This window comes from Achromobacter sp., from assembly GCF_050285565.1.
GTDB lineage: Bacteria > Pseudomonadota > Gammaproteobacteria > Burkholderiales > Burkholderiaceae_B > Achromobacter.
The window spans coordinates 114,594-133,438 of record NZ_JBLZXG010000012.1 but is presented as its reverse complement, the minus strand read 5'-3'; the positions used below and the strand labels follow the sequence as shown (position 1 = coordinate 133,438).

Annotated in this window: 16 protein-coding genes and 1 tRNA gene; 7 read left to right on the top strand and 10 right to left on the bottom strand. The window is 67.4% G+C overall.

What is annotated here, in order from left to right; all coding sequences use genetic code 11:
* Positions 1 to 8: 8 nt before the first annotated feature.
* The 3 genes from ACN6O8_RS23290 to ACN6O8_RS23280 are packed head-to-tail and all read right to left on the bottom strand — an operon-like array spanning position 9 to position 3,339.
* A complete protein-coding gene (locus ACN6O8_RS23290) occupies positions 9 to 959 on the bottom strand; it encodes a hydroxymethylglutaryl-CoA lyase (RefSeq protein ID WP_427993349.1) in 951 nt (316 codons plus the stop codon).
* Complete coding sequence (locus ACN6O8_RS23285) at positions 956 to 2,578, bottom strand: AMP-binding protein (RefSeq protein WP_427993348.1); 1,623 nt, start codon at positions 2,576 to 2,578, stop codon at positions 956 to 958. The genes ACN6O8_RS23290 and ACN6O8_RS23285 overlap by 4 nt, the downstream gene beginning before the upstream one ends.
* Complete coding sequence (locus ACN6O8_RS23280) at positions 2,575 to 3,339, bottom strand: enoyl-CoA hydratase/isomerase family protein (RefSeq protein ID WP_427993347.1); 765 nt, start codon at positions 3,337 to 3,339, stop codon at positions 2,575 to 2,577. Before ACN6O8_RS23280 ends, ACN6O8_RS23285 begins: the two co-directional genes overlap by 4 nt.
* 346 nt (positions 3,340 to 3,685) lie before the next feature.
* Here ACN6O8_RS23280 and ACN6O8_RS23275 point away from each other — a divergent pair.
* Together ACN6O8_RS23275 and pbpG are read left to right on the top strand one after the other, a co-directional pair.
* Positions 3,686 to 3,760: transfer RNA gene (locus ACN6O8_RS23275), tRNA-Arg, on the top strand.
* Positions 3,761 to 4,128: 368 nt separating this feature from the next.
* Positions 4,129 to 5,340: a D-alanyl-D-alanine endopeptidase gene (gene pbpG, locus ACN6O8_RS23270; RefSeq protein WP_427993346.1), complete on the top strand. Its 1,212-nt coding sequence runs from the start codon at positions 4,129 to 4,131 to the stop codon at positions 5,338 to 5,340.
* Between the two features lie 78 nt (positions 5,341 to 5,418).
* On the opposite strand, the gene ACN6O8_RS23265 is transcribed toward pbpG, so the two are convergent.
* On the bottom strand, positions 5,419 to 5,808 hold the full coding sequence (locus tag ACN6O8_RS23265) for a ribbon-helix-helix domain-containing protein (RefSeq protein WP_427993345.1): 390 nt from the start codon (positions 5,806 to 5,808) through the stop codon (positions 5,419 to 5,421).
* 210 nt (positions 5,809 to 6,018) lie between these two features.
* Here ACN6O8_RS23265 and adhP point away from each other — a divergent pair, with 210 nt between their 5' ends.
* The gene (gene adhP, locus ACN6O8_RS23260) at positions 6,019 to 7,047 is read left to right on the top strand and encodes an alcohol dehydrogenase AdhP (RefSeq protein ID WP_427993344.1); all 1,029 of its coding nucleotides are present in this window, start codon (positions 6,019 to 6,021) and stop codon (positions 7,045 to 7,047) included.
* A 93-nt stretch (positions 7,048 to 7,140) separates the two neighbouring features.
* Here the strand turns inward: adhP and ACN6O8_RS23255 are convergent, their stop codons facing one another.
* The 4 genes from ACN6O8_RS23255 to ACN6O8_RS23240 form a co-directional block, all read right to left on the bottom strand.
* A complete protein-coding gene (locus ACN6O8_RS23255) occupies positions 7,141 to 7,719 on the bottom strand; it encodes a DJ-1/PfpI family protein (protein ID WP_427993343.1) in 579 nt (192 codons plus the stop codon).
* Positions 7,720 to 7,875: 156 nt separating this feature from the next.
* Positions 7,876 to 8,364, bottom strand: a complete 489-nt coding sequence (gene ybaK / locus ACN6O8_RS23250) for a Cys-tRNA(Pro) deacylase (protein ID WP_427993342.1) — start codon at positions 8,362 to 8,364, stop codon at positions 7,876 to 7,878.
* 65 nt (positions 8,365 to 8,429) lie between these two features.
* On the bottom strand, positions 8,430 to 9,413 hold the full coding sequence (gene xerD / locus ACN6O8_RS23245; protein WP_427993341.1) for a site-specific tyrosine recombinase XerD: 984 nt from the start codon (positions 9,411 to 9,413) through the stop codon (positions 8,430 to 8,432).
* A 13-nt stretch (positions 9,414 to 9,426) separates the two neighbouring features.
* Entirely contained in the window at positions 9,427 to 10,326 is a 900-nt protein-coding gene (locus ACN6O8_RS23240) for a LysR substrate-binding domain-containing protein (RefSeq protein WP_427993340.1), read from the bottom strand.
* Positions 10,327 to 10,493: 167 nt separating this feature from the next.
* Here ACN6O8_RS23240 and ACN6O8_RS23235 point away from each other — a divergent pair, with 167 nt between their 5' ends.
* The 4 genes from ACN6O8_RS23235 to ACN6O8_RS23220 all read left to right on the top strand — a co-directional run bounded on the left by ACN6O8_RS23235 (position 10,494) and on the right by ACN6O8_RS23220 (position 17,054).
* Positions 10,494 to 12,176, top strand: coding sequence for a thiamine pyrophosphate-binding protein (locus ACN6O8_RS23235; RefSeq protein ID WP_427993339.1), 1,683 nt, complete (start codon positions 10,494 to 10,496; stop codon positions 12,174 to 12,176).
* Positions 12,177 to 12,305: 129 nt separating this feature from the next.
* Positions 12,306 to 13,499 (top strand): acyl-CoA dehydrogenase, encoded by a 1,194-nt coding sequence (locus ACN6O8_RS23230; protein ID WP_427993338.1) that lies wholly within the window; start codon positions 12,306 to 12,308, stop codon positions 13,497 to 13,499.
* A 227-nt stretch (positions 13,500 to 13,726) separates the two neighbouring features.
* Complete coding sequence (locus ACN6O8_RS23225; RefSeq protein WP_427993337.1) at positions 13,727 to 15,874, top strand: TonB-dependent siderophore receptor; 2,148 nt, start codon at positions 13,727 to 13,729, stop codon at positions 15,872 to 15,874.
* A 193-nt stretch (positions 15,875 to 16,067) separates the two neighbouring features.
* Positions 16,068 to 17,054, top strand: a complete 987-nt coding sequence (locus tag ACN6O8_RS23220) for a TRAP transporter substrate-binding protein (RefSeq protein WP_427993336.1) — start codon at positions 16,068 to 16,070, stop codon at positions 17,052 to 17,054.
* Positions 17,055 to 17,067: 13 nt separating this feature from the next.
* Here ACN6O8_RS23220 and ACN6O8_RS23215 read toward each other — a convergent pair whose 3' ends face one another.
* Positions 17,068 to 17,508 (bottom strand): MaoC family dehydratase, encoded by a 441-nt coding sequence (locus ACN6O8_RS23215; protein ID WP_054417183.1) that lies wholly within the window; start codon positions 17,506 to 17,508, stop codon positions 17,068 to 17,070.
* 60 nt (positions 17,509 to 17,568) lie between these two features.
* Positions 17,569 to 18,816, bottom strand: coding sequence for a benzoyl-CoA 2,3-epoxidase subunit BoxA (gene boxA, locus ACN6O8_RS23210; protein WP_427993335.1), 1,248 nt, complete (start codon positions 18,814 to 18,816; stop codon positions 17,569 to 17,571).
* Positions 18,817 to 18,845 lie beyond the last annotated feature (29 nt).

The following is an 18,845-nucleotide window of genomic DNA, read 5'->3' as shown; positions in this document are numbered from 1 at the left end:
CGCGGTCCTCATGCGGCCGCTCCCGCGGCCACGCCGATCAGCGGATTCAACCCGCTTTGCGCCACCCGGCTGTGCAGCGCGTGTCCCAGCACCTCCTGGCAGCGCGCCGAGACCGCCGCCAGCGCCGGCAGATCCAGGCCGGTGCGCACCCCCATGGACTCGAACAGGTTGACCAGGTCTTCAGTGGCCACGTTGCCGGTATGGCCGCCGCCATAACGCACCTTGGCAGGATGTCCGCCGACGCCGCCAAAGGCGCAATCGAAATGGGTCACCCCTGCCTCCAGCGCCGCCACGTAGTTCACCAGGCCGGTACCGCGCGTGTCGTGAAAATGCGCCACCGGCGTCACCTCGGGCGCCTCGCGCGCCATGCGGCCATACAGGCCGCGCACCGCCGCCGGGGTGGCCATGCCGGTGGTGTCGCCCAGCGTCACGATGCCCACGCCCAGGGCGGCGAAACGGCGCACGTCGGCCATGACCGCGTCCGGGTCGACCGCGCCCTCGAACGGGCAGCCGAAGGCCACCGAGATCGTGCCGATCAGCCGGAAGCGGCCATTCGCCAATCGCGCCATCGCGGCGATGTTGTCCCATTGCGCGGCGCGCTCGCGCTTGAGGTTGCGCGTCGAATGCGATTCGCTGGCCGAAACCAGCAGGCTGATCTCGTTGGCGCCGAGGCCGGCGTCCAGGTCAGCCAGCGCCCGCTCGACGGCGCGCGCGTTGGCGCAGGTGGCCTTGTACCAGACGCCCGCGCGGCGCGGCAGCGCCGCCAGCAGCTCGCTGGCGTCGGCAAATTGCGGCACCACCTTGGGATTGGAATACGAGGTCGCCTCGACCCGCTCGAATCCCAGCCCGGCGAAACGGTCGATCAAGTCGACCTTGACCGCGGTGTCGATGAAATCGGGCTCGTGCTGCAGGCCATCGCGCGCAAAGCATTCGCACAGCACCACGTCGCGCGCGCTCATGCCTGTTGCTCCAGCCCGAACCGCGCCAGCGCATGGGCGCGCAGCTTGTTCTTCTGTACCTTGGAACTGCCGGTCATGCCGATATGCTCGAAGCTATCGACGATCTCGACATAGCGCGGCACCTTGAAATTGGCGCAACGCGCCTTGCACCAGGCGGTCAGCTCGTCCGGCGAGCAGCGCTGGCCGTCCTTGAGCAGCACGAACGCCGCCGGCACTTCGCCCAGCCGCGCGTCCGGCACGCCCACCACCTGCGCCATGCGCACGGCGGGGTGGCCATGCAGGGTCTCTTCCACTTCGGCGGGCGCGACGTTCTCGCCGCCCACGCGGAACATGTCCTTGAGGCGACCGACCATCCGCAGACGGCCTTGCGCATCCATTTCGCCCAGGTCGCCGGTGCTGAGCCAACCATCCGCGCCCAGCGCGCGGGCGGTGGCCTCGGGCATCTTGTAGTAGCCCTTCATCACACTCCAGCCGCGCGCCTGGATCTCGCCCTGCATGCCGGCCGGCAGCGGCACGCCCGTGCCCGGGTCCACCACCCGCACCTGCATGCCCGGATGCGGCAGCGCCCAGCCCATGGCGCGCAGTTCGAACGGGTCGTCGTGCGCCGACAGCGTGATGTTGGGCGAGGCCTCGGATTGGCCGTAGGCGTTGCAGATGCCGGGCACACCCATCACATCCCGAATCTTGCTCATCACCTGCGGGCCGGCGGCGGCCCAGCCGCCGCGCAGGTGGATGCGGCTGCGGTCGAATTCCGGATGCCCCATCAGCATGAGGAAGATGGTGTCGTTGCCGGAAGTCAGCGTGCAGCGTTCCTCGTCCAGCATGCGCAATGCCTCGGCCACGTCGAACTTCGGCAGCGTCAACAGGCAGCAGCCGGTCATCAGGCTAACCAGGATCGACAAGGTGGTGCCGGCCACATGGAAATACGGCCGGATGCTGAAGTAGCGATCGCCGGGCCGCACACCGATACGCTGCGCCGCGGCCCAGGCGTTGGTCAGCATGTTGGCGTGCGTGAGCATCACGCCCTTGGGAAACGAGGTGGTGCCCGAGGTGTATTGGATCAACAGTACGTCGTCCGGCACCACGGCCCGCATGGCCGCGTCGAGTTCATCCTCATCGACCGCCGCGCCGGCCCGCAGGAAGTCCTGCCACGATTGCGCGCCCTTGGGACAGCGCTCGCCCAGCACCACCACGCGCCGCAGCAACGGCAGGGCCTGGCCGGGCAAGGCGGTCTCCAGCGCCGGCTCGACCTGCGTCAGCAGATCGAGAAAGTCGATGCCCAGGAACGTGTCGGCGGTCAGCAGCAATTGGACGTCGGCCTGCTTCAAGCAGAACGCCAGTTCGTCGGTCTTGAAGCGCGTATTGACCGGCACCGTCACGGCGCCGAGCAGGGCGCAGGCGTAGAACACCTGTACCCAGGTGCCGCCATTGCCCAGCAGCACACCGACGTGATCACCGCGCCGCACACCGGCCGCATGCAGGCCCAGGGCGATGCGGCGCGCGCCTTGTTGCAGCGCCGCCCAAGTGTGGCGTTCGCCGGGCGCGACAAACGCTTCGGCGCTGGCGCGTGCGCTCACCTGGCGCGCCAGCGCCCGCGACAGGATCGCCGGGTCGATCATGCCGGGTCTCCCGCCGCGCCGAAGCCGGCGATGGCCTGTTTCCAGTCGGTGCCGCGCAGGTTTTCCTCGATGGCCAGCAACTCGATCGCCATCGCGCCTTCGCGTGTCGTCGCCAGGCCCTGGTCGATGCTGCGCTTGGTCAGCCTGACGGTCAGCGGCGCGGCGCGCGCGATTGCCGCCGCCATCCGCGCGGCCTCGGGCACCAGCGCCTCGGGCGCATGCACCTGGTTGACCAGGCCGATCTCGCGCGCTTCGGCCGCGTCGAAGCGGCGGCCGGTGAACAGCAATTCCTTGGCCTTGCGGGCGCCGGCGATGCGCGGCAGGCGCTGCGTGGCGCCGACGGTGCCCCAGCCCACTTCCGGATAGCAGAAGGTGGCATCGGACGACGCCAGCACGAAGTCGCAGGCCGCGGCGATCTCACAACCGGAACCGAATGCGGCGCCCTGCACCACCGCGATCACCGGCTGCGGCATGCGCTCGATGGCGGCATAGGCGGCAAAGCCCTGCACCCGGCGCGCCGTCAGCTCGGCGGTCGACATGGTCTTGCGCTCTTTCAGGTCGGCGCCGGCGCAAAACGCCGCACCCGCCGCCGCGATCAGCACCACGTGCGCGTCCGGATCGTCCGCCAGCCGCTGCATGGCCTGCACCAACTCGGCGCACATTAGGGAATTGAGCGCGTTGCGGCTGTCGGGCCGGTTCAACGTCACCGTGGCGACACGGTCCTGCACGTCCAGCAGGATCGTGTGGAAAGTCGGGGTCATGCCTGCTCCTGGATGTTCTCGGTATCGGGCCGACCGTGCGGGGCGCACCTGATCCGGCCATGGCAGGCAATATAGGGCAGATAGTTGATTTAATCCACTATTTTTTCTGGTCGCCGCAGGCCTGTCGCCGCATCCCGCCCGCCACGCCTGGGCGCGGGCGATCCGCACCTGATAGACTGCGCCCTGCCGCGCTTATGGTCACCAACCAATGGTGATACACTTGCGCCCCGGGTCTTTCCCTGGAATATCAAGGCACTAGCATCAAGGCGCGGGCGCCCCGCCTCGGGCCTGCCGAGGCCTCCGGGTTCAGGCCCCTGCGACCGCCGGCCCCCGCCGCCCGCACCGTCTCGCCGTAGTTAAATGGATATAACCGGCCCCTCCTAAGGGTCAATTGGTGGTTCGATTCCACCCGGCGAGGCCACCCTCCCCGGCCGCGACTGCGCCGGCCGGCGCAAGAAAATCCCACGCTTTCAGCCAGATGAGGGTTAATCCGGGCTACGCTCACGCGCCACGCGACGGTAGCGTCTCGGGACGCGTTTGGTGACGAATACGCCATCCGTCAATACAACCCCAATATTTTTTCAGGCGAACATAGCGAATCGCCTTGCGCACCACTTGAAATTACTGTTTAAATTCGACGCGTAAGCCCCTAATTCATCTGGACTTTTCCCGAACCGTCGGCAACCCGACCGGGGAAACAATTCTTCACAGACTGACAAGCCTGCTCAAACCATGGCATTTAACTGGAAACGTGCAATTGCGAACGCGGTAGCGCCGGCGGCGCTGGCGATGTGCGCGCTCCTGCCCTCCGCCGCGCTCGCCGCGAAGAATACCGACCCTTGCAAGACCAACGCCAAGTCGGCCGCTTGCAAGGCGCAACAAGCCAAGAAAGCCCCGGCCCCCGCCAACAAGGCCGCCGCCCCCAAGCAAAGCGCGGCCAAGGGCGCGCCCAAGGCCGCCGCCGGTAAGCAGGCCGCGCCGAAATCGGCCGCCGCCAAATCTTCCCCCAAGGGTGCCGCCGGCAAGCAGGCCGCGGCCAAGGGCACGCCCAAGCAGGCCGCCGGCAACAAGGCCCCGCCCAAGGGCGGCAGGCAGGCCGTCGCCCAACAGACCGCCTCCAAGAAGGGCGCCGTCGGCAAGAACGGCAAGCCGAACAAGCCGTCGCGCGCGCAGCGCACGGCGGCAGCGGCCCAAGCCGCCGCCATGCCGCCGCCCGCGGTGTCGGTGCGCGCCGAAGCCGCCGCGCTGCGCTCCAGCACCGCCTACGTACAGGACCTGGCCACGTCCACGGTGATCTTCGCCAAGAACGAGAACGTGGTGCGCCCCATCGCCTCGATCTCCAAGCTGATGACCGCGGTGGTGGTGGTGGACGCCAACCAGCCGATGGACGAAATGCTCGAGATCACCGATGAAGATATCGACGGCCTCAAGCACACGACCTCGCGCCTGCGCGTGGGCACCAAGTTGTCGCGCGGCGATATGCTGCACCTGGCGCTGATGTCCTCGGAAAACCGCGCCGCCAACGCGCTCGGCCGCAATTACCCGGGCGGCCTGCCCGCCTTCGTGGCCGCCATGAACGCCAAGGCGCGGTCGCTGGGCATGACCAGCACCCACTTCATCGAGCCGACCGGCCTGTCCAGCGACAACGTGTCGTCGCCGCACGATCTGGCCCGCCTGCTGCGCGCCGCGTCGCAGCGCCCGCTCATCCACCGCTACTCCACCGACACCGAGTACGACGTCGAGATCAACAACCGCACGCAGACCTTCCGCAACACCAACCTGCTGGTGCGCAAGCCCGACTGGGACATCAAGGTCTCCAAGACCGGCTACATCAACGAAGCCGGCGAGTGCCTGGTGATGCTGGCCCGCATCAATGGCCGCGACCTGGCGATCGTGCTGCTGGACTCGCAAGGCAAGCTCTCGCGCATCGGCGACGCCGTGCGCATCCGCCGCATCGTGCAAAGCGAGGTGGCCATGGCCTCGGCCCAGCCCGGCGGCTGATCCGCGCGGCGCCCGTCAATGAAAAAGCCCGATCCAGGATCGGGCTTTTTTTTCGTCCGCGGCGCGAGCGTGGCGCGGCTATGCCGCGACCGGCCGTTTCGGCCGCAACGGCTGCGGGTCGTACATCGAAGGCGGCAGGCCTTCCAGCACCGCCTTGGCGTTGAGCGAGCGGATCGGCACCGCCGCGTCTGCCGGAATGCGGCCTTCGGCCTGTAGCAGCTGGTAGCGCAGGCAGCACACGCGCAGGAACGAGGTGAAATTGGCGGCCTCGCCGCGGTATTCCACCAATTCGTCGTAGAGGCGCTCGATCAGTTGCGTCACCCGCATGCCGTCGCGCGCCGCGATCTCTTCCAGCACCTGCCAGAACAGGCGTTCGAGCCGCAGGCTGGTGGCCGCGCCATGCAGGCGCAGGGAACGGGTCTCGGGCGCGTAGGACTGTTCGCTTGCGCGGATGAAGATTTCACACATGGGCGCTCCTGGTGCGGACATGATGCCTGCGGGCCACTGTACGACGATAGCCGCCGGCCCGGCAAGAGACGCGCCCGAGGGGCCAGGGCCGCCTTTCTGCAACGATAAGTTTCTCGCGGCGCCCCTTGCCCGACCCCGTTGATATAAATCAAGGTCTCGGACGCGTCCCCATCCGAGCATGCTAAGACTGATCTGACTTCGGAGGTAGCAATGAACAAAACCATGAAGGCCGCGGTGGCTCGCGCATTCGGCAAACCCCTGGAAATCGAAGAAGTCGACGTGCCGCGCCCCGGCGCCGGCGAACTGCTGGTGAAGATCGAAGCCTGCGGCGTCTGCCACACCGACCTGCACGCGGTCGAGGGCGACTGGCCGGTCAAGCCGAATCCGCCGTTCATTCCTGGTCACGAAGGCGTGGGTCACGTGGTGGCGGTGGGTGAAGGCGTGACGCACGTCAAGGAAGGCGATCGCGTCGGCATTCCATGGCTGTATTCCGCCTGTGGGCATTGCGAGCATTGCCTGGGCGGCTGGGAAACGCTGTGTGAACAGCAGCAGAACGCGGGCTATTCCGTCAACGGCGGCTTCGCCGAGTACGCGCTGGCGGCGGCCGACTACGTGGGCCTGTTGCCGAAGAACGTGGGCTTCGTCGACATCGCGCCGGTACTGTGCGCGGGCGTCACCGTCTACAAGGGACTGAAGATGACCGACACGCGGCCGGGCAATTGGGTCGTGATCTCCGGCATTGGCGGCCTGGGCCACATGGCGGTGCAGTATGCGCGCGCCATGGGCCTGAACGTGGCGGCGGTGGACATCGATGACGACAAACTGGCCTTTGCCAAGCGCCTCGGCGCCGAGGTGGTGGTGAATGCCAAGACCACCGATCCGGCAGCGTATCTGAAGAAGGAGATTGGCGGCGCTCATGGCGCCCTGATCACCGCGGTTTCGCCCAAGGCCTTCGAGCAGGCGCTGGGCATGGTGCGGCGCGGCGGCACGGTGGCGCTCAACGGACTGCCGCCCGGCGACTTCCCGCTGTCGATCTTCGACATGGTGCTCAACGGCGTGACCGTGCGCGGCTCGATCGTGGGCTCGCGCCTGGATCTGCAGGAATCGCTGCAGTTCGCCGCCGAAGGCAAGGTGCACGCCACCGTCGCCACCGAGAAGCTGGAGAACATCAACAGCGTGTTCGAGCGCATGCGCCGGGGCCAGATCGAAGGCCGCATCGTGCTGGACATGGCGGCGTAATTTCCGTCGCGCCATGCAAAAGGCGCCTGCCACGGCAGGCGCCTTTGCGTTGCAGCGCCGGCGCGGCATGACCCGCGCCGCGCGCGTAGCGCCTCAAGGCGTGATCTTGGTGCCGAGCACGGCCAGGAACTGCGCCAGCCACGCCGGATGCGCGGGCCAGGCCGGCGCCGTCACCAGGTTGCCATCGGTATAGGCCTGGTCGATGCCGATCTCGGCATAGGTGCCGCCGGCCAGCCGCACTTCCGGCGCACACGCGGGATAGGCCGAGCAGGTGCGGCCTTCCAGGATGCCCGCCGCCGCCAGCAACTGGGCGCCATGGCAGACGGCGGCAATCGGCTTTTTGGCCTGGTCGAAGGCGCGCACGATCTCCAGCACCTTTTCGTTCAGGCGCAGGTATTCCGGCGCGCGGCCGCCCGGGATCACCAGGCCGTCATAGGAACCCGCCTCGACGCGATCGAAGTCGTAGTTCAGCGCGAAATTGTGGCCGCGCTTTTCGCTGTAGGTCTGCGCGCCCTCGAAGTCGTGGATGGCGGTGGCGATGCTCTCGCCGGACTTCTTGCCGGGGCAGACCGCGTGCACCGTATGGCCCACCGCCAGCAGCGTCTGGAACGGCACCATGGTTTCGTAGTCCTCGGCGTAATCGCCGACCAGCATCAATAGTCTTTTGCTCATGATTGTCTCCTGGGGATGGGGGAATCGCCGGCTGTGGGGCCCGCGGATCGGGCGGCCGGTTCTTGATGTTCTGCGACCATTGTGCCCCCGCCGGCGCGCGCCGGGGTGGTAACGGGATACCACGCGGCCGGCGATACCCTGGGACGGTGCCGACCCTTATTCCAGCGCCACCGTCACCGGCTTGGCGCCCAGCAGGCTCACCAGCACGTTCGGGTCGATACCGACCAGGTAACCACGGCGGCCGCCGTTGATGTAGACCACCGGGTACTGCAACACCTCGGCCTCGACCCACACCGGCATCTTCTTGCGCGTGCCGAACGGCGAAGTGCCGCCCACCTGAAAACCGGAATGGCGTTGCGCGACTTCGGGCTTGCACGGTTCGACCTTCTTCAGGCCGGCCTGGCGCGCCAGGTTCTTGGTGGAGACTTCGCGGTCGCCATGCATCACCACGATCAGCGGCTTGGCCGCTTCGTCTTCCATCACCAGCGTCTTGACCACCGCGTGCGGATCCAGCCCAAGCTGGCGCGCGGCCTCGCCAGCGCCGCCGTGGTCAACGTAGTCGTAGGTGTGCTCGGTGTACGCCACCTTGTGCTGCTTGAGGAACTGGGTGGCGGGCGTTTCGGAGACGTGGCGGGCTTTGCTCATGGCTGTGCGGTGGATGGCGAAGGCAAAAGTGTAGGCAGGCGGACGACGGCGCGCAAACGCCGGCGTCAAGCGCGCGGGTGATGCGCGGCGTGCAACGCCTTCAGGCGTTCGCGCGCCACGTGGGTGTAGATCTGCGTCGTGGAGATGTCGGCGTGGCCCAGCAGCATCTGCACCACGCGCAGGTCGGCGCCGTGATTCAGCAGATGGGTGGCGAAAGCGTGGCGCAGCACATGCGGCGACAGCGGCGCGTGCACGCCCGCCAGCACCGCGTATTTCTTCACCAGTTGCCAGAACGCCTGGCGCGACATGGCCTCGGCGCGGCCAGTGATGAAGAGCGCGTCGCTGACGCGGCCGGCGGCCAGTTCGGGGCGCGCGATCTTCATGTACTGGTCGATCCAGTGCGCCGCCTCCGCGCCCAGCGGCACCAGGCGGTCCTTGCCGCCCTTGCCCAGCACCACGCGCACCACACCCTCGTTCAGGCTCACGTCCAGCGCTCGCAGGCCGACCAGCTCGGACACGCGCAGGCCGGTGGCGTACAACGTTTCCAGCATGGCGCGATCGCGCAGGCCGCGCGGCTGCTTCAGGTCGGGCGCGCGCAACAGCGCGTCGACCTGCTGTTCGGACAGCGTCTTGGGCAGGCGCGGTGGTTGCTTGGCGGCCACCAACGTGAGACAGGGGTCGCGCGCGGCGCGGTGCTCGCGCAAGGCCCAGGCGTAGAAGCGCCGCAGCGCGGCCAGGCGGCGGTTGGCGGTGGTGGCGCGGGTTTCCTCATGGCGGAAGGCGAACCAGGCTTCGATGTCGGCCTTATCGGCCTCGGCCAACGCCTTGGCGGGACCGGCCGGCAAGGCGTGCGCCGCGGCCGCATCGCCGTAACGGCCGGCCATCTCGCGGGCGTAGGCCTCGGGGTCTTCGAGCCAGCGCGCGAAACCGGTCAGGTCGCGCCGATAGGCCGCCAGGGTGTTGGCCGAGAGCCCGTCCTCGAGCCAGACGGCGTCAATGAATGCGTCGATGTCGGCCTGGGAAGCGAGCGGCGGGTGGGCGTCGGGCATGGGATGCGATGCGTCAGGAAAGGGGAGCGGCGGCCGACTTGAGCCAGGCCTCGAACAGTTTCAGCGCCTCGGAGCGGTCGCTGCGCTGCGGATAACCGAAGTAATAACCCTGGCTGACCGTCAGCGACTGCGGCACCGGCATCGCCAGCGTGCCCTGGTCCAGCGCCGGCTGCGCCAGAAAACGCGGCATCAGGCCCACGCCGAGCCCGGCCTGCACCGCCGCCATCACCATGGTGAACAACTCGTAGCGCGGCCCGCCGGCGGCCTGCGGGCCATACAGGTAGCTGTTGGCGCCGTACCACTGGCGCCAGGCGTCCGGGCGGGAGCTCAGATGCAGATGGGTCATTCCGGTCAGCGCGCCGGCTCCGGCCTCGGTCACGCGGGCCGCCAGTTGGGGCGCGCAGACCGGCACCAGCTCGCGCTCCGGAAACAGCAGCACGCCCTGGGTGCCCGGCCACAGCGTGTCGCCGTGGTAGAGGGCGCCGTCGAACGGCTGGTCTTTGAACTGGAATGGCAGCGTGCGCACCGACAGGCTGACGGTGATGTCCGGTTGCGCGCGCTGGAAATCCGCCAGCCGCGGGATCAGCCAGGTGGTGGCCAGGGTCGGCACCACGGCGATGTGGATGCTGCGGCCCATGCCGGTGCGGCTGACCAGGCCGAAGGTGTCTTTCTCGATCTGGTCGAGATGGTGCCGGATGCGTCCCGCATATTCCGCGCCGTGGTCGGTCAGGACGATGCGCCGCCGCACCCGGGTGAACAATTGCACCCCTAGCCGCGCCTCCAGGCTGGCCACCTGCCGGTAGACGGCGCTGTGGGTCAACGCCAGTTCCTCGGCCGCCCGCGAAAAACTGCCCAGCCGGGCCGATGCCTCGAAGGCCTGCAGGGCGCTCAGATTGGGGATGCCGTTTCTCATGGATCCAGGGACGCAACAAAGCCGGAAACCGCCGCCGGGCGCCGCGTGGCGCCTGGCGCCGGGTCGTGCCGGCGGCTCAATAGATTGTGCAATTTTATCAATTGCTTTGTGCGATCAAGGAACATTATGCTCGGGGGTCTTAATCTCGGCTCATCCTGACACCCACCATGTCCCAGCAAGCATCCCGCCTCGGCGGCCACATCCTGGTCGACCAGCTCGTCGCCCAAGGCGTCAAACACGTTTTCTGCGTTCCCGGCGAGAGCTATCTGGCGGTGCTGGACGGCCTGCACGACGCCGATATCAAGGTCACGGTCTGCCGCCAGGAAGGCGGCGCGGCCATGATGGCCGACGCCCATGGCAAGCTGACCGGCGAACCCGGCATCTGCATGGTGACCCGCGGCCCGGGCGCCTCCAACGCGCTGGCCGGCGTGCATATCGCCAAGCAGGACTCGACCCCGATGATCCTGTTCGTCGGCCAGATCGAGCGCGGCATGCGCGAGCGTGAAGCCTTCCAGGAAATGGACTACCGCGCCGTCTTCGGCACGCAGGCCAAGTGGGTCACCGAGATCGACCAGGTCGAACGCATCCCCGAACTGATCTCGCGCGCCTTCCACATCGCCACCTCGGGCCGTCCCGGCCCGGTGGTGATCGCGCTGCCCGAGGACATGCTGGTCGAAGCCGCCCAGGTGGCCGACGCGCCGCGCTACGAGGTCATCGACTCCGCTCCCACCGCCGGCCAGTTGGCCGACCTGGAACAACTGCTGGCGCAGGCCAAGAACCCCGTCGCGATTCTCGGCGGCACGCGCTGGGACGCCCGCGCGGTGCAGCAGTTCGCCGATTTCGCGCAGCGCCATGCGCTGCCCACCGCGGTGTCGTTCCGACGCCAGATGCTATTCCCCGCCGACCATCCGTGCTTCATCGGCGACGTCGGCCTGGGCATCAACCCGGCGCTGCTCAAGCGCGTGGCCGACGCCGACCTGGTGCTGCTGGTCGGCGGCCGTATGTCCGAAAATCCCAGCCAGGCCTATACCTTGCTGGACATCCCGGTGCCCAGGCAGAAGCTGGTGCACGTGCATCCGGACGCCGCCGAACTGGGCCGCGTGTACCGCCCGACCTTGGCCATCAACACCTCGCCGGCCGCCTTCGCCGCGGCGCTGGCCGGCCTGAAGGCGCCCGCCCAGCCGGCCTGGGCCGAAGGCACGCAGGCCATGCGCGCGTCGTACCTGAAGTGGAGCGACCCCGCCACCATCACCACCCCCGGCGCGCTGCAGATGGGCCAGGTCATGGCCTACCTGGAAAAGACCCTGCCGGCCGACGCCATCATGACCAACGGCGCCGGCAACTACGCCACCTGGCTGCACCGCTTCCACCGCTTCACGCGCTTCGGCACGCAGCTGGCGCCGACCTCGGGCTCGATGGGCTACGGCCTGCCGGCGGCCGTGGGCGCCAAGCGCGTCTGGCCCGACAAGACCGTGGTGTGCTTCGCCGGCGACGGCTGCTTCCTGATGCATGGCCAGGAATTCGCCACCGCCGTGCAGTACGACCTGCCCATCATCGTGGTGCTGGTCGACAACGGCATGTACGGCACCATCCGCATGCACCAGGAAAAGCACTACCCCGGGCGCATTTCCGCCACCGAGCTGAAGAACCCGGACTTCGCCGACTACGCCCGCGCCTTCGGCGGCCACGGCGAACGCGTCGAGACCACCGAACAATTCGCCCCGGCCTTCGAACGCGCGCTGGCCAGCGGCAAGCCGGCCATCCTGCACTGCTTCATCGATCCGCAGACGATCACGCCGTCGACCACGCTGGACAAGATCCGCGACGCGGCGCTCAAGGCCCAGCACTGATACCCGGGGCGGCGGCAACCCACGGCGACGCGCCCGCGCGCGTCGTGTAAACCCCGGGTTGCCGCGCCAATTATTTTAGGTTTAAACTTTCCAGATTCCGAAAACGGAAATCCATAGCGGAGACCCAGCATGTCCTCGAATCCCTCGTTCCATTGGCAAGACCCCCTGTTGCTGGACCAGCAGCTCACCGAAGAAGAACGCATGGTGCGCGACGCCGCCCACGCCTATGCGCAGGACAAGCTGGCTCCGCGCGTGCTGAACGCCTTCCGCAACGAAAAGACCGATCCGGAAATCTTCTCCGAAATGGGCGAGCTGGGCCTGCTGGGCGCCACCATTCCCGCCGAATACGGCGGCGCCGGCCTGAACTACGTCAGCTACGGCCTGATCGCCCGTGAAGTCGAACGCATCGACTCCGGCTACCGCTCGATGATGAGCGTGCAATCGTCGCTGGTGATGGTGCCGATCAACGAATTCGGCAGCGAAGCGCAAAAGCAGAAGTACCTGCCCAAGCTGGCCCGCGGTGAGTGGATCGGCTGCTTCGGCCTGACCGAACCCAACCACGGCTCCGACCCCGGCGGCATGGAAACGCGCGCGGTCAAGACCGCCGACGGCTACAAGCTGACCGGCAACAAGATGTGGATCACCAACTCGCCCATCGCCGACGTGTTCGTGGTGTGGGCCAAGTGCGTCGGCGGCGAGTTCGACGGCAAGATCCGCGGCTTCATCCTGGAAAAAGGCACCAAGGGCCTGTCCGCCCCCGCGATCCACGGCAAGGTCGGCCTGCGCGCCTCGATCACCGGCGAAATCGTGATGGACGAAGTGGAAGTGTCCGCCGACCAGATGATGCCCGGCGTGTCCGGCCTGAAGGGCCCCTTCACCTGCCTGAACTCGGCCCGCTACGGCATCGCCTGGGGCGCGGTCGGCGCCGCCGAAGCCTGCTGGCACACCGCCCGCCAGTACACCCTGGATCGCAAGCAGTTCGGCCGCCCGCTGGCCGCCAACCAGCTGATCCAGAAGAAGCTGGCCGATATGCAGACCGAGATCACGCTGGCGCTGCAAGGCTGCCTGCGCCTGGGCCGCATGAAGGACGAAGGCACCGCCGCCGTCGAGATCACCTCGATCATGAAGCGCAATTCCTGCGGCAAGGCGCTGGACATCGCCCGCCTGGCCCGCGACATGCTGGGCGGCAACGGCATCTCCGATGAATTCGGCGTGGCCCGCCACCTGGTCAACCTGGAAGTGGTCAACACCTACGAAGGCACCCACGACGTGCACGCCCTGATCCTGGGCCGCGCGCAGACCGGCATCCAGGCCTTCTATTGATTTGATTTGCAGTACGCCGCGCGGACGGAGCCCGGCTCTGCTCCCGACGCGCGGTTCGCCGGCGTGGCGAAGATTGGGCGCCCCTTTCGAGGGGCGTTTTTTTTTGGCGCGGGCGTCCAGGGCGGGACCAGCGCAGGCCAGGCGGCGCCGAAGCAACAACGAGAAATAATTATTGATAATGATTCGCGCCACCAATAATATTCATCCCTTTCCGCTGGAGACCCATCTTGGCCCGCCCGTTCCCCGCCCCAGGGAAGCCCTTCCCCTGCCCACGTCCCTTTTTCACGCCCGCCCTGCTGGCCACGGCGCTGGGCCTGGCCCCCGCGAGCGGCGCGGTGGCCCAATCCGCCGATGCCGTACAGTTGCCGGCGGTAACGGTGAACGCCGCGGCGATTGACGACACGCTGATCCACCTGAACCGCCCGGTCAACGGCGGCGCGCTGGGCAGCCGCAGCCAACTGGAAACCCCCTTCTCCACCACCGTCGTCACGGCGGCGGATATGGAGGCACGGCAAGTCGGCAAGCTGGGCGACGTGTTCGCGCTGGACGCCTCGGTCTCCGACAACAGCTCGGCCAACGGCGCCTGGGCCAGCTACCTGACGGTGCGCGGCTTGCCGCTGGACTGGCAGAACTCCTACCGCATCGACGGCAAACCGTTCCTGAGCTATGTGACCACGCTGCCCTACGAGCATTTCGAACAGATCGATCTGCTCAAGGGCGCGTCGGGCTTCATGTACGGTTTCGGCACGCCCGGCGGCCTGATCAATTACGTGACCAAGAAGCCAACCAACGAGCCCGTGCGCGCCATCGACCTGGGTTATGTGTCCAAGGGGTTGCTGCGCGAACACGTGGACCTGGGTGGCCGTGCCGGCGCCAGCGGCGCCTTCGGCTACCGCCTGAACGCGACCCACGAGGAAGGCAAGACCTACAACGACGGTTCGCTCTACCGCGATTCCGTTTCGCTGGCGCTGGACGCGCGCCTGAGCGAGCGCCTGACCTGGGACTTCCAATCGATCTACCAGGATCGCAAGGCGATCGGCATCGAACCCACCATCACCACCAGCGCCATGACGGGCGGCAAACTGCCCGGCACCGTGCGCAACAGCGACACCCTGGTGGGCGAAGGCCCCTACGCCAACAACCACTTCCGCTTCTACGCCACCGGCCTGAAGTACCAATTGAACGACGCCTGGACATTCAGCACCAGCTACAGCTATAGCTCCACGCGGACGCGGCGCAACGAGTCCGTGCTGACGCTGCGCAATGGCGCCGGCGACTACGACGACTACCGCTCCGACTATGGCGAGGCCTACCAGTACAACCAATGGCAGGGCATGGCCGAGGGCAAGTTCACGACCGGTCCGCTGCGGCACCACGTGGTGCTGGGCGCCTCGTGGCAGAAGCAGAAGAACGACTACAGCGCCAACGGCGTGTACCAGTTGATGGGCACCGGCAACCTGCGCATCCAGAACACCAACACCTACTACAGCGACGGCAACCTGCACTTGTACCGCGCCGCCGAGATCACCCAGAAGGCGCTGTTCGCCAGCGACACGGTGGACCTGACCGAACGCTGGTCGGTGCTGGGCGGCGTGCGCTACACCCACTACGAGCAGACCGGCTTCGACACGAGCGGGACCCGCACCTCGCGCTACCAGAAGAACGGCGTGCCCACCCCCACGGTCGCGCTGATGTTCAAGATCACGCCGCAGGCCATGGCCTACGCCAGCTACATGGAGTCGCTGGAGCCGGGCTCCTCGGTCGGCACGCAGTATGCCAACTACGGCGCCCTGCTCGATCCGCTCAAAAGCAAGCAATATGAACTTGGCCTCAAGACCGAACAGGAGGACTGGGCGGCATCGGCGGCGCTGTTCCGCATCGAGAAAAAGGCCGAGTATTCGAACGCCGACCGCGTGCTGGTGCAGGATGGCAAGTCGGTCTACCAGGGACTGGAACTGGCCGGTTCCGCCCGCGTCGCGACGAACTGGAACGTGGGCGGCAGCGTGATGCTGCTGGATTCCGAGTATCGCAAGGGCGTCGGCTTCAGCGGCAACCGCGTGGCCGGCGCGCCGCGGTTCGTGGCGGCGGCGCAGGTCGCGTACTCGGTGCCGCATCTGCCAGGGTTGAAGCTGCGCGCCGACGTCAAGTACACCGGCAAGACCATGCTCGATCCCGCCAATCAGATCGATGTGCCCGGCTACGCCATCGTCAACATCGGCGCCACCTACGACACCCGCATCCGTGGCTACGAGACGACCTTCCGGGCCGGCATCAACAACCTGGCGGACAAGCGCTACTGGCTGTACCAGAGTCCCAACTACGTCAAGGCCGGCGACCCTCGCACGTACGGGCTGAGCGCCAGCTTGAAGTTCTAAGCGCGCATTGCCCGGCTGGCCGGCCCGGCAATGCGCGTTCGCCGCGCGGACCCACGACACCATGGCGACCTAGGGTTATCAGGAACTAGCCGGCTTGCGGCCCTTGCCGTACGCTGTGCGGCATTGGCCTGGCGCCGGCCCGCTGCATCGGCCTGCCCGACCCCGGATTTTTCGTCACGACCAGGAGTCGCGCATGCACGGCAGTCCCTCGTTGCGCCTGTGGGCCGGTATCGTCATCGTCTTTGCCAGCCACGGCGCATTCGCCGCCACCACCCTCACCATGACCACCGAGTACCCCGCTACTTCGATGCCGGGGCAAGGCGTGTCCACCTTCGCCGACCTGGTGCGCAGCAAGAGCGGCGGCCAGGTCCTGATCGACACCAGCTTCGACGCCGCCCGCGGCATCAAGTCGGGCGACATGATCGATGCCGTCCAGGCGCGCAAGGTCGATGCCGGCGACGCCTTCGCCGGCGCGCTGGCAACGAAATACCCGCTGTTCGGCGTGTCCTCGCTACCGTTCCTGGCCGATTCGCTGGCCAAGGCCCGCGCGCTCAACAAGTCCGCGCGCCCGGCCTACGAGAAACTGCTGGCCGCGCATGGCCAGAAGCTGCTCTACACCACGCCCTGGCCGGCCTCGGGCATCTGGTCCAAGGAAAAAGTCGACAGCGTGGCGGCCCTGAAGGCCCTGAGCATCCGCACTTACGACGCGACCTCGCAGGCCGTGATGCAGAAGGCCGGCGCGCGCGCGCAGAACATCTCGTTCGCCGACGCCATGCCGCGCATCGCCTCGGGCGAGGTCAACGCGGTGCTGTCCTCGGGCGACGGCGGCGCCGGCCGCAAGCTATGGGAGCACCTGCCGCGCTTTGCCGAGATCCACTACGCCATGCCGATTTCGGTGGCGACGATGAACCTGGGGGCCTACCAGGCGCTGGACGCCAATTCGCGCAAGGCCATCGACCAGGCGGCCGCGCAGACCGAGGCCGAACAATGGAAGCGCATCGAGGGCAGGTTGCAGCAGAACTACGCCAACATGCGCAAGAACGGCGTGACCATCGATACCGCGGTGCCCACGCCGGTACGCCGCGCGCTCAAGGAAGCGGCGGCGGATTCGGTGAAACAATGGGAAGCGGCGGCAGGGGCGGATGGAGTGAATATCCTGAAGGCGATGCGGCGGCCCTGATCGCCGAAGCGGCCTAGTCCCCCGACAGATCGAACAAGCTCGTGGCGTCCAGCTCCAGCACGCCTTCGTCGTGTTGGTTGATCACCGTCCAGGCCCAGGTGATGATGCCCAGGTCGGGACGCGATGACGAGGTGCGCACGCCCTGCACGCGGGCTTCCAGGCGCAGTTGGTCGCCGGGGCGCACCGGCGTGCGCCAGCGGACTTCGCCCAGGCCGGGCGAACCGAACGATTCGGAATCGTGCAAGGCGGCATCGACCGCCATGCGCATGGCCAGCGCGCAGGTATGCCAGCCACTGGCGATGAGACCGCCCCAGCGGCCTTCGGCGGCGCGCTTGAGGTCGGTGTGGAACCACTGCGGATCGTACTTGCGGGCGAACTCGAGGATTTCGGCTTCCGTGATGGTGACCGGGCCGGCCTTGATCAGCATGCCGTCCTTGAAATCAGCGAACTTCATTGGTGGACTTCCCCTGGCGTGTGCGACCGATCGACGCCGGCCTTTGCGGCGGCCGCGCGTTCAATAGGTCTCGAAGTGCAGCCGCCCCTCGCGGCGCAGCACATCGTGCAGGATAGTCCAATCCTGTCCCGCTTGCACTGTCACCTCGCGCAAGGCGTCCAGTACGCCGATTTCCATGCCCTTCAGGCCACAGACGTAGATGCAGGTATTGCGATCGGCCAGCAGGTCGCGCACGTCGGCGGCGCGTTCGCGGATCAGGTCCTGGACATAGCGCTTGGGCAGGCCGGCTTCGCGCGACAGGGCCAGGTTGATGTCGATGAAGTCGCGCGGCAGCTTCATCAGCGGGCCGAAGTACGGCAGTTCGCGTTCGGTGCGGGCGCCGAAGAACAGCATCAGGCGGCCGTTCTCGCCCGTCTCGATGCGGCGCCGGCAGCGCTCGGTCATCGCGCGCATCGGCGCCGAGCCAGTGCCGGTGCAGATCATGATGAGGTTGGCGCGCGGGTGGTTCGGCATGAGGAAAGTATGGCCGAACGGCCCGATCACCTGCACCGTGTCGTTCTTGGCAAGGTCGCACAGGTAGTTGGAGCACACCCCGTTGACCGGCCGTCCCTGGTGGTCTTGGGTGACGCGTTTGACCGTCAGCGACAGGTTGTTGTAGCCGGCGCGCTCGCCATCTCGGGGGCTGGCCAGCGAGTATTGGCGCGCGTGGTGCGGCCGGCCCTGGGCGTCGGTGCCGGGCGGCAGGATGCCGATGGACTGGCCTTCCAGCACCGGGAATGGCAGCTCGCCGAAGTCCAGCACGATGTGATGGATGTCGCTGTCGGTGTCGGCGCCGGTGACGCGGTAGTTGCCGACCACGGTGGCGGTGACCGGGGCCTTGTGAGTGTAGAGATTGACGTAGGGATGCGCGGCGGACCAGGGCGGCACGCTGGCGCCAGGCGTCACGGCGGCCTGCGCTGCCGCCGAAGCGGCCGGCGCGGGCTCGACGGTCGCATCCACGGCCGGCTGCGCGGCGGCCAAGGCGTCCGGCAAGGGTTGCTCGCGCGGCAGTTCGTCCCAGCCCAGTTGGTCCTGCACCGAGTAGGCGTCGCTGCGCACCACCAGCCGCCAGTTGTCGATCGAGCCGGTCGGGCACGGCGGCACGCAGGCCATGCAACCGTTGCAGATATCGGGGTCGACCACGTAGTTGTTGCTGTCGTGCGTGATCGCGTCGATGGGACAGGTTTCTTCGCAGGTATTGCAGCGGATGCAGATCTCGGGATCGATCAGGTGCTGCTTCAGGACTGCTACGGGCAGGGCGGCGTTCATCGCGGTCATCCGATTGCGCGGGCGGCGGC

Excerpts from the sequence above, each read along its gene's own strand:
- ACN6O8_RS23290 (WP_427993349.1), bottom strand. The coding sequence starts at position 959 with ATGAGCGCGCGCGACGTGGTGCTGTGCGAATGCTTTGCGCGCGATGGC.
- ACN6O8_RS23285 (WP_427993348.1), bottom strand. The coding sequence starts at position 2,578 with ATGATCGACCCGGCGATCCTGTCGCGGGCGCTGGCGCGCCAGGTGAGC.
- ACN6O8_RS23280 (WP_427993347.1), bottom strand. The coding sequence starts at position 3,339 with ATGACCCCGACTTTCCACACGATCCTGCTGGACGTGCAGGACCGTGTC.
- pbpG (WP_427993346.1), top strand. The coding sequence starts at position 4,129 with ATGTGCGCGCTCCTGCCCTCCGCCGCGCTCGCCGCGAAGAATACCGAC.
- ACN6O8_RS23265 (WP_427993345.1), bottom strand. The coding sequence starts at position 5,808 with ATGTGTGAAATCTTCATCCGCGCAAGCGAACAGTCCTACGCGCCCGAG.
- adhP (WP_427993344.1), top strand. The coding sequence starts at position 6,019 with ATGAACAAAACCATGAAGGCCGCGGTGGCTCGCGCATTCGGCAAACCC.
- ACN6O8_RS23255 (WP_427993343.1), bottom strand. The coding sequence starts at position 7,719 with ATGAGCAAAAGACTATTGATGCTGGTCGGCGATTACGCCGAGGACTAC.
- ybaK (WP_427993342.1), bottom strand. The coding sequence starts at position 8,364 with ATGAGCAAAGCCCGCCACGTCTCCGAAACGCCCGCCACCCAGTTCCTC.
- xerD (WP_427993341.1), bottom strand. The coding sequence starts at position 9,413 with ATGCCCGACGCCCACCCGCCGCTCGCTTCCCAGGCCGACATCGACGCA.
- ACN6O8_RS23240 (WP_427993340.1), bottom strand. The coding sequence starts at position 10,326 with ATGAGAAACGGCATCCCCAATCTGAGCGCCCTGCAGGCCTTCGAGGCA.
- ACN6O8_RS23235 (WP_427993339.1), top strand. The coding sequence starts at position 10,494 with ATGTCCCAGCAAGCATCCCGCCTCGGCGGCCACATCCTGGTCGACCAG.
- ACN6O8_RS23230 (WP_427993338.1), top strand. The coding sequence starts at position 12,306 with ATGTCCTCGAATCCCTCGTTCCATTGGCAAGACCCCCTGTTGCTGGAC.
- ACN6O8_RS23220 (WP_427993336.1), top strand. The coding sequence starts at position 16,068 with ATGCACGGCAGTCCCTCGTTGCGCCTGTGGGCCGGTATCGTCATCGTC.
- ACN6O8_RS23215 (WP_054417183.1), bottom strand. The coding sequence starts at position 17,508 with ATGAAGTTCGCTGATTTCAAGGACGGCATGCTGATCAAGGCCGGCCCG.
- boxA (WP_427993335.1), bottom strand. The coding sequence starts at position 18,816 with ATGAACGCCGCCCTGCCCGTAGCAGTCCTGAAGCAGCACCTGATCGAT.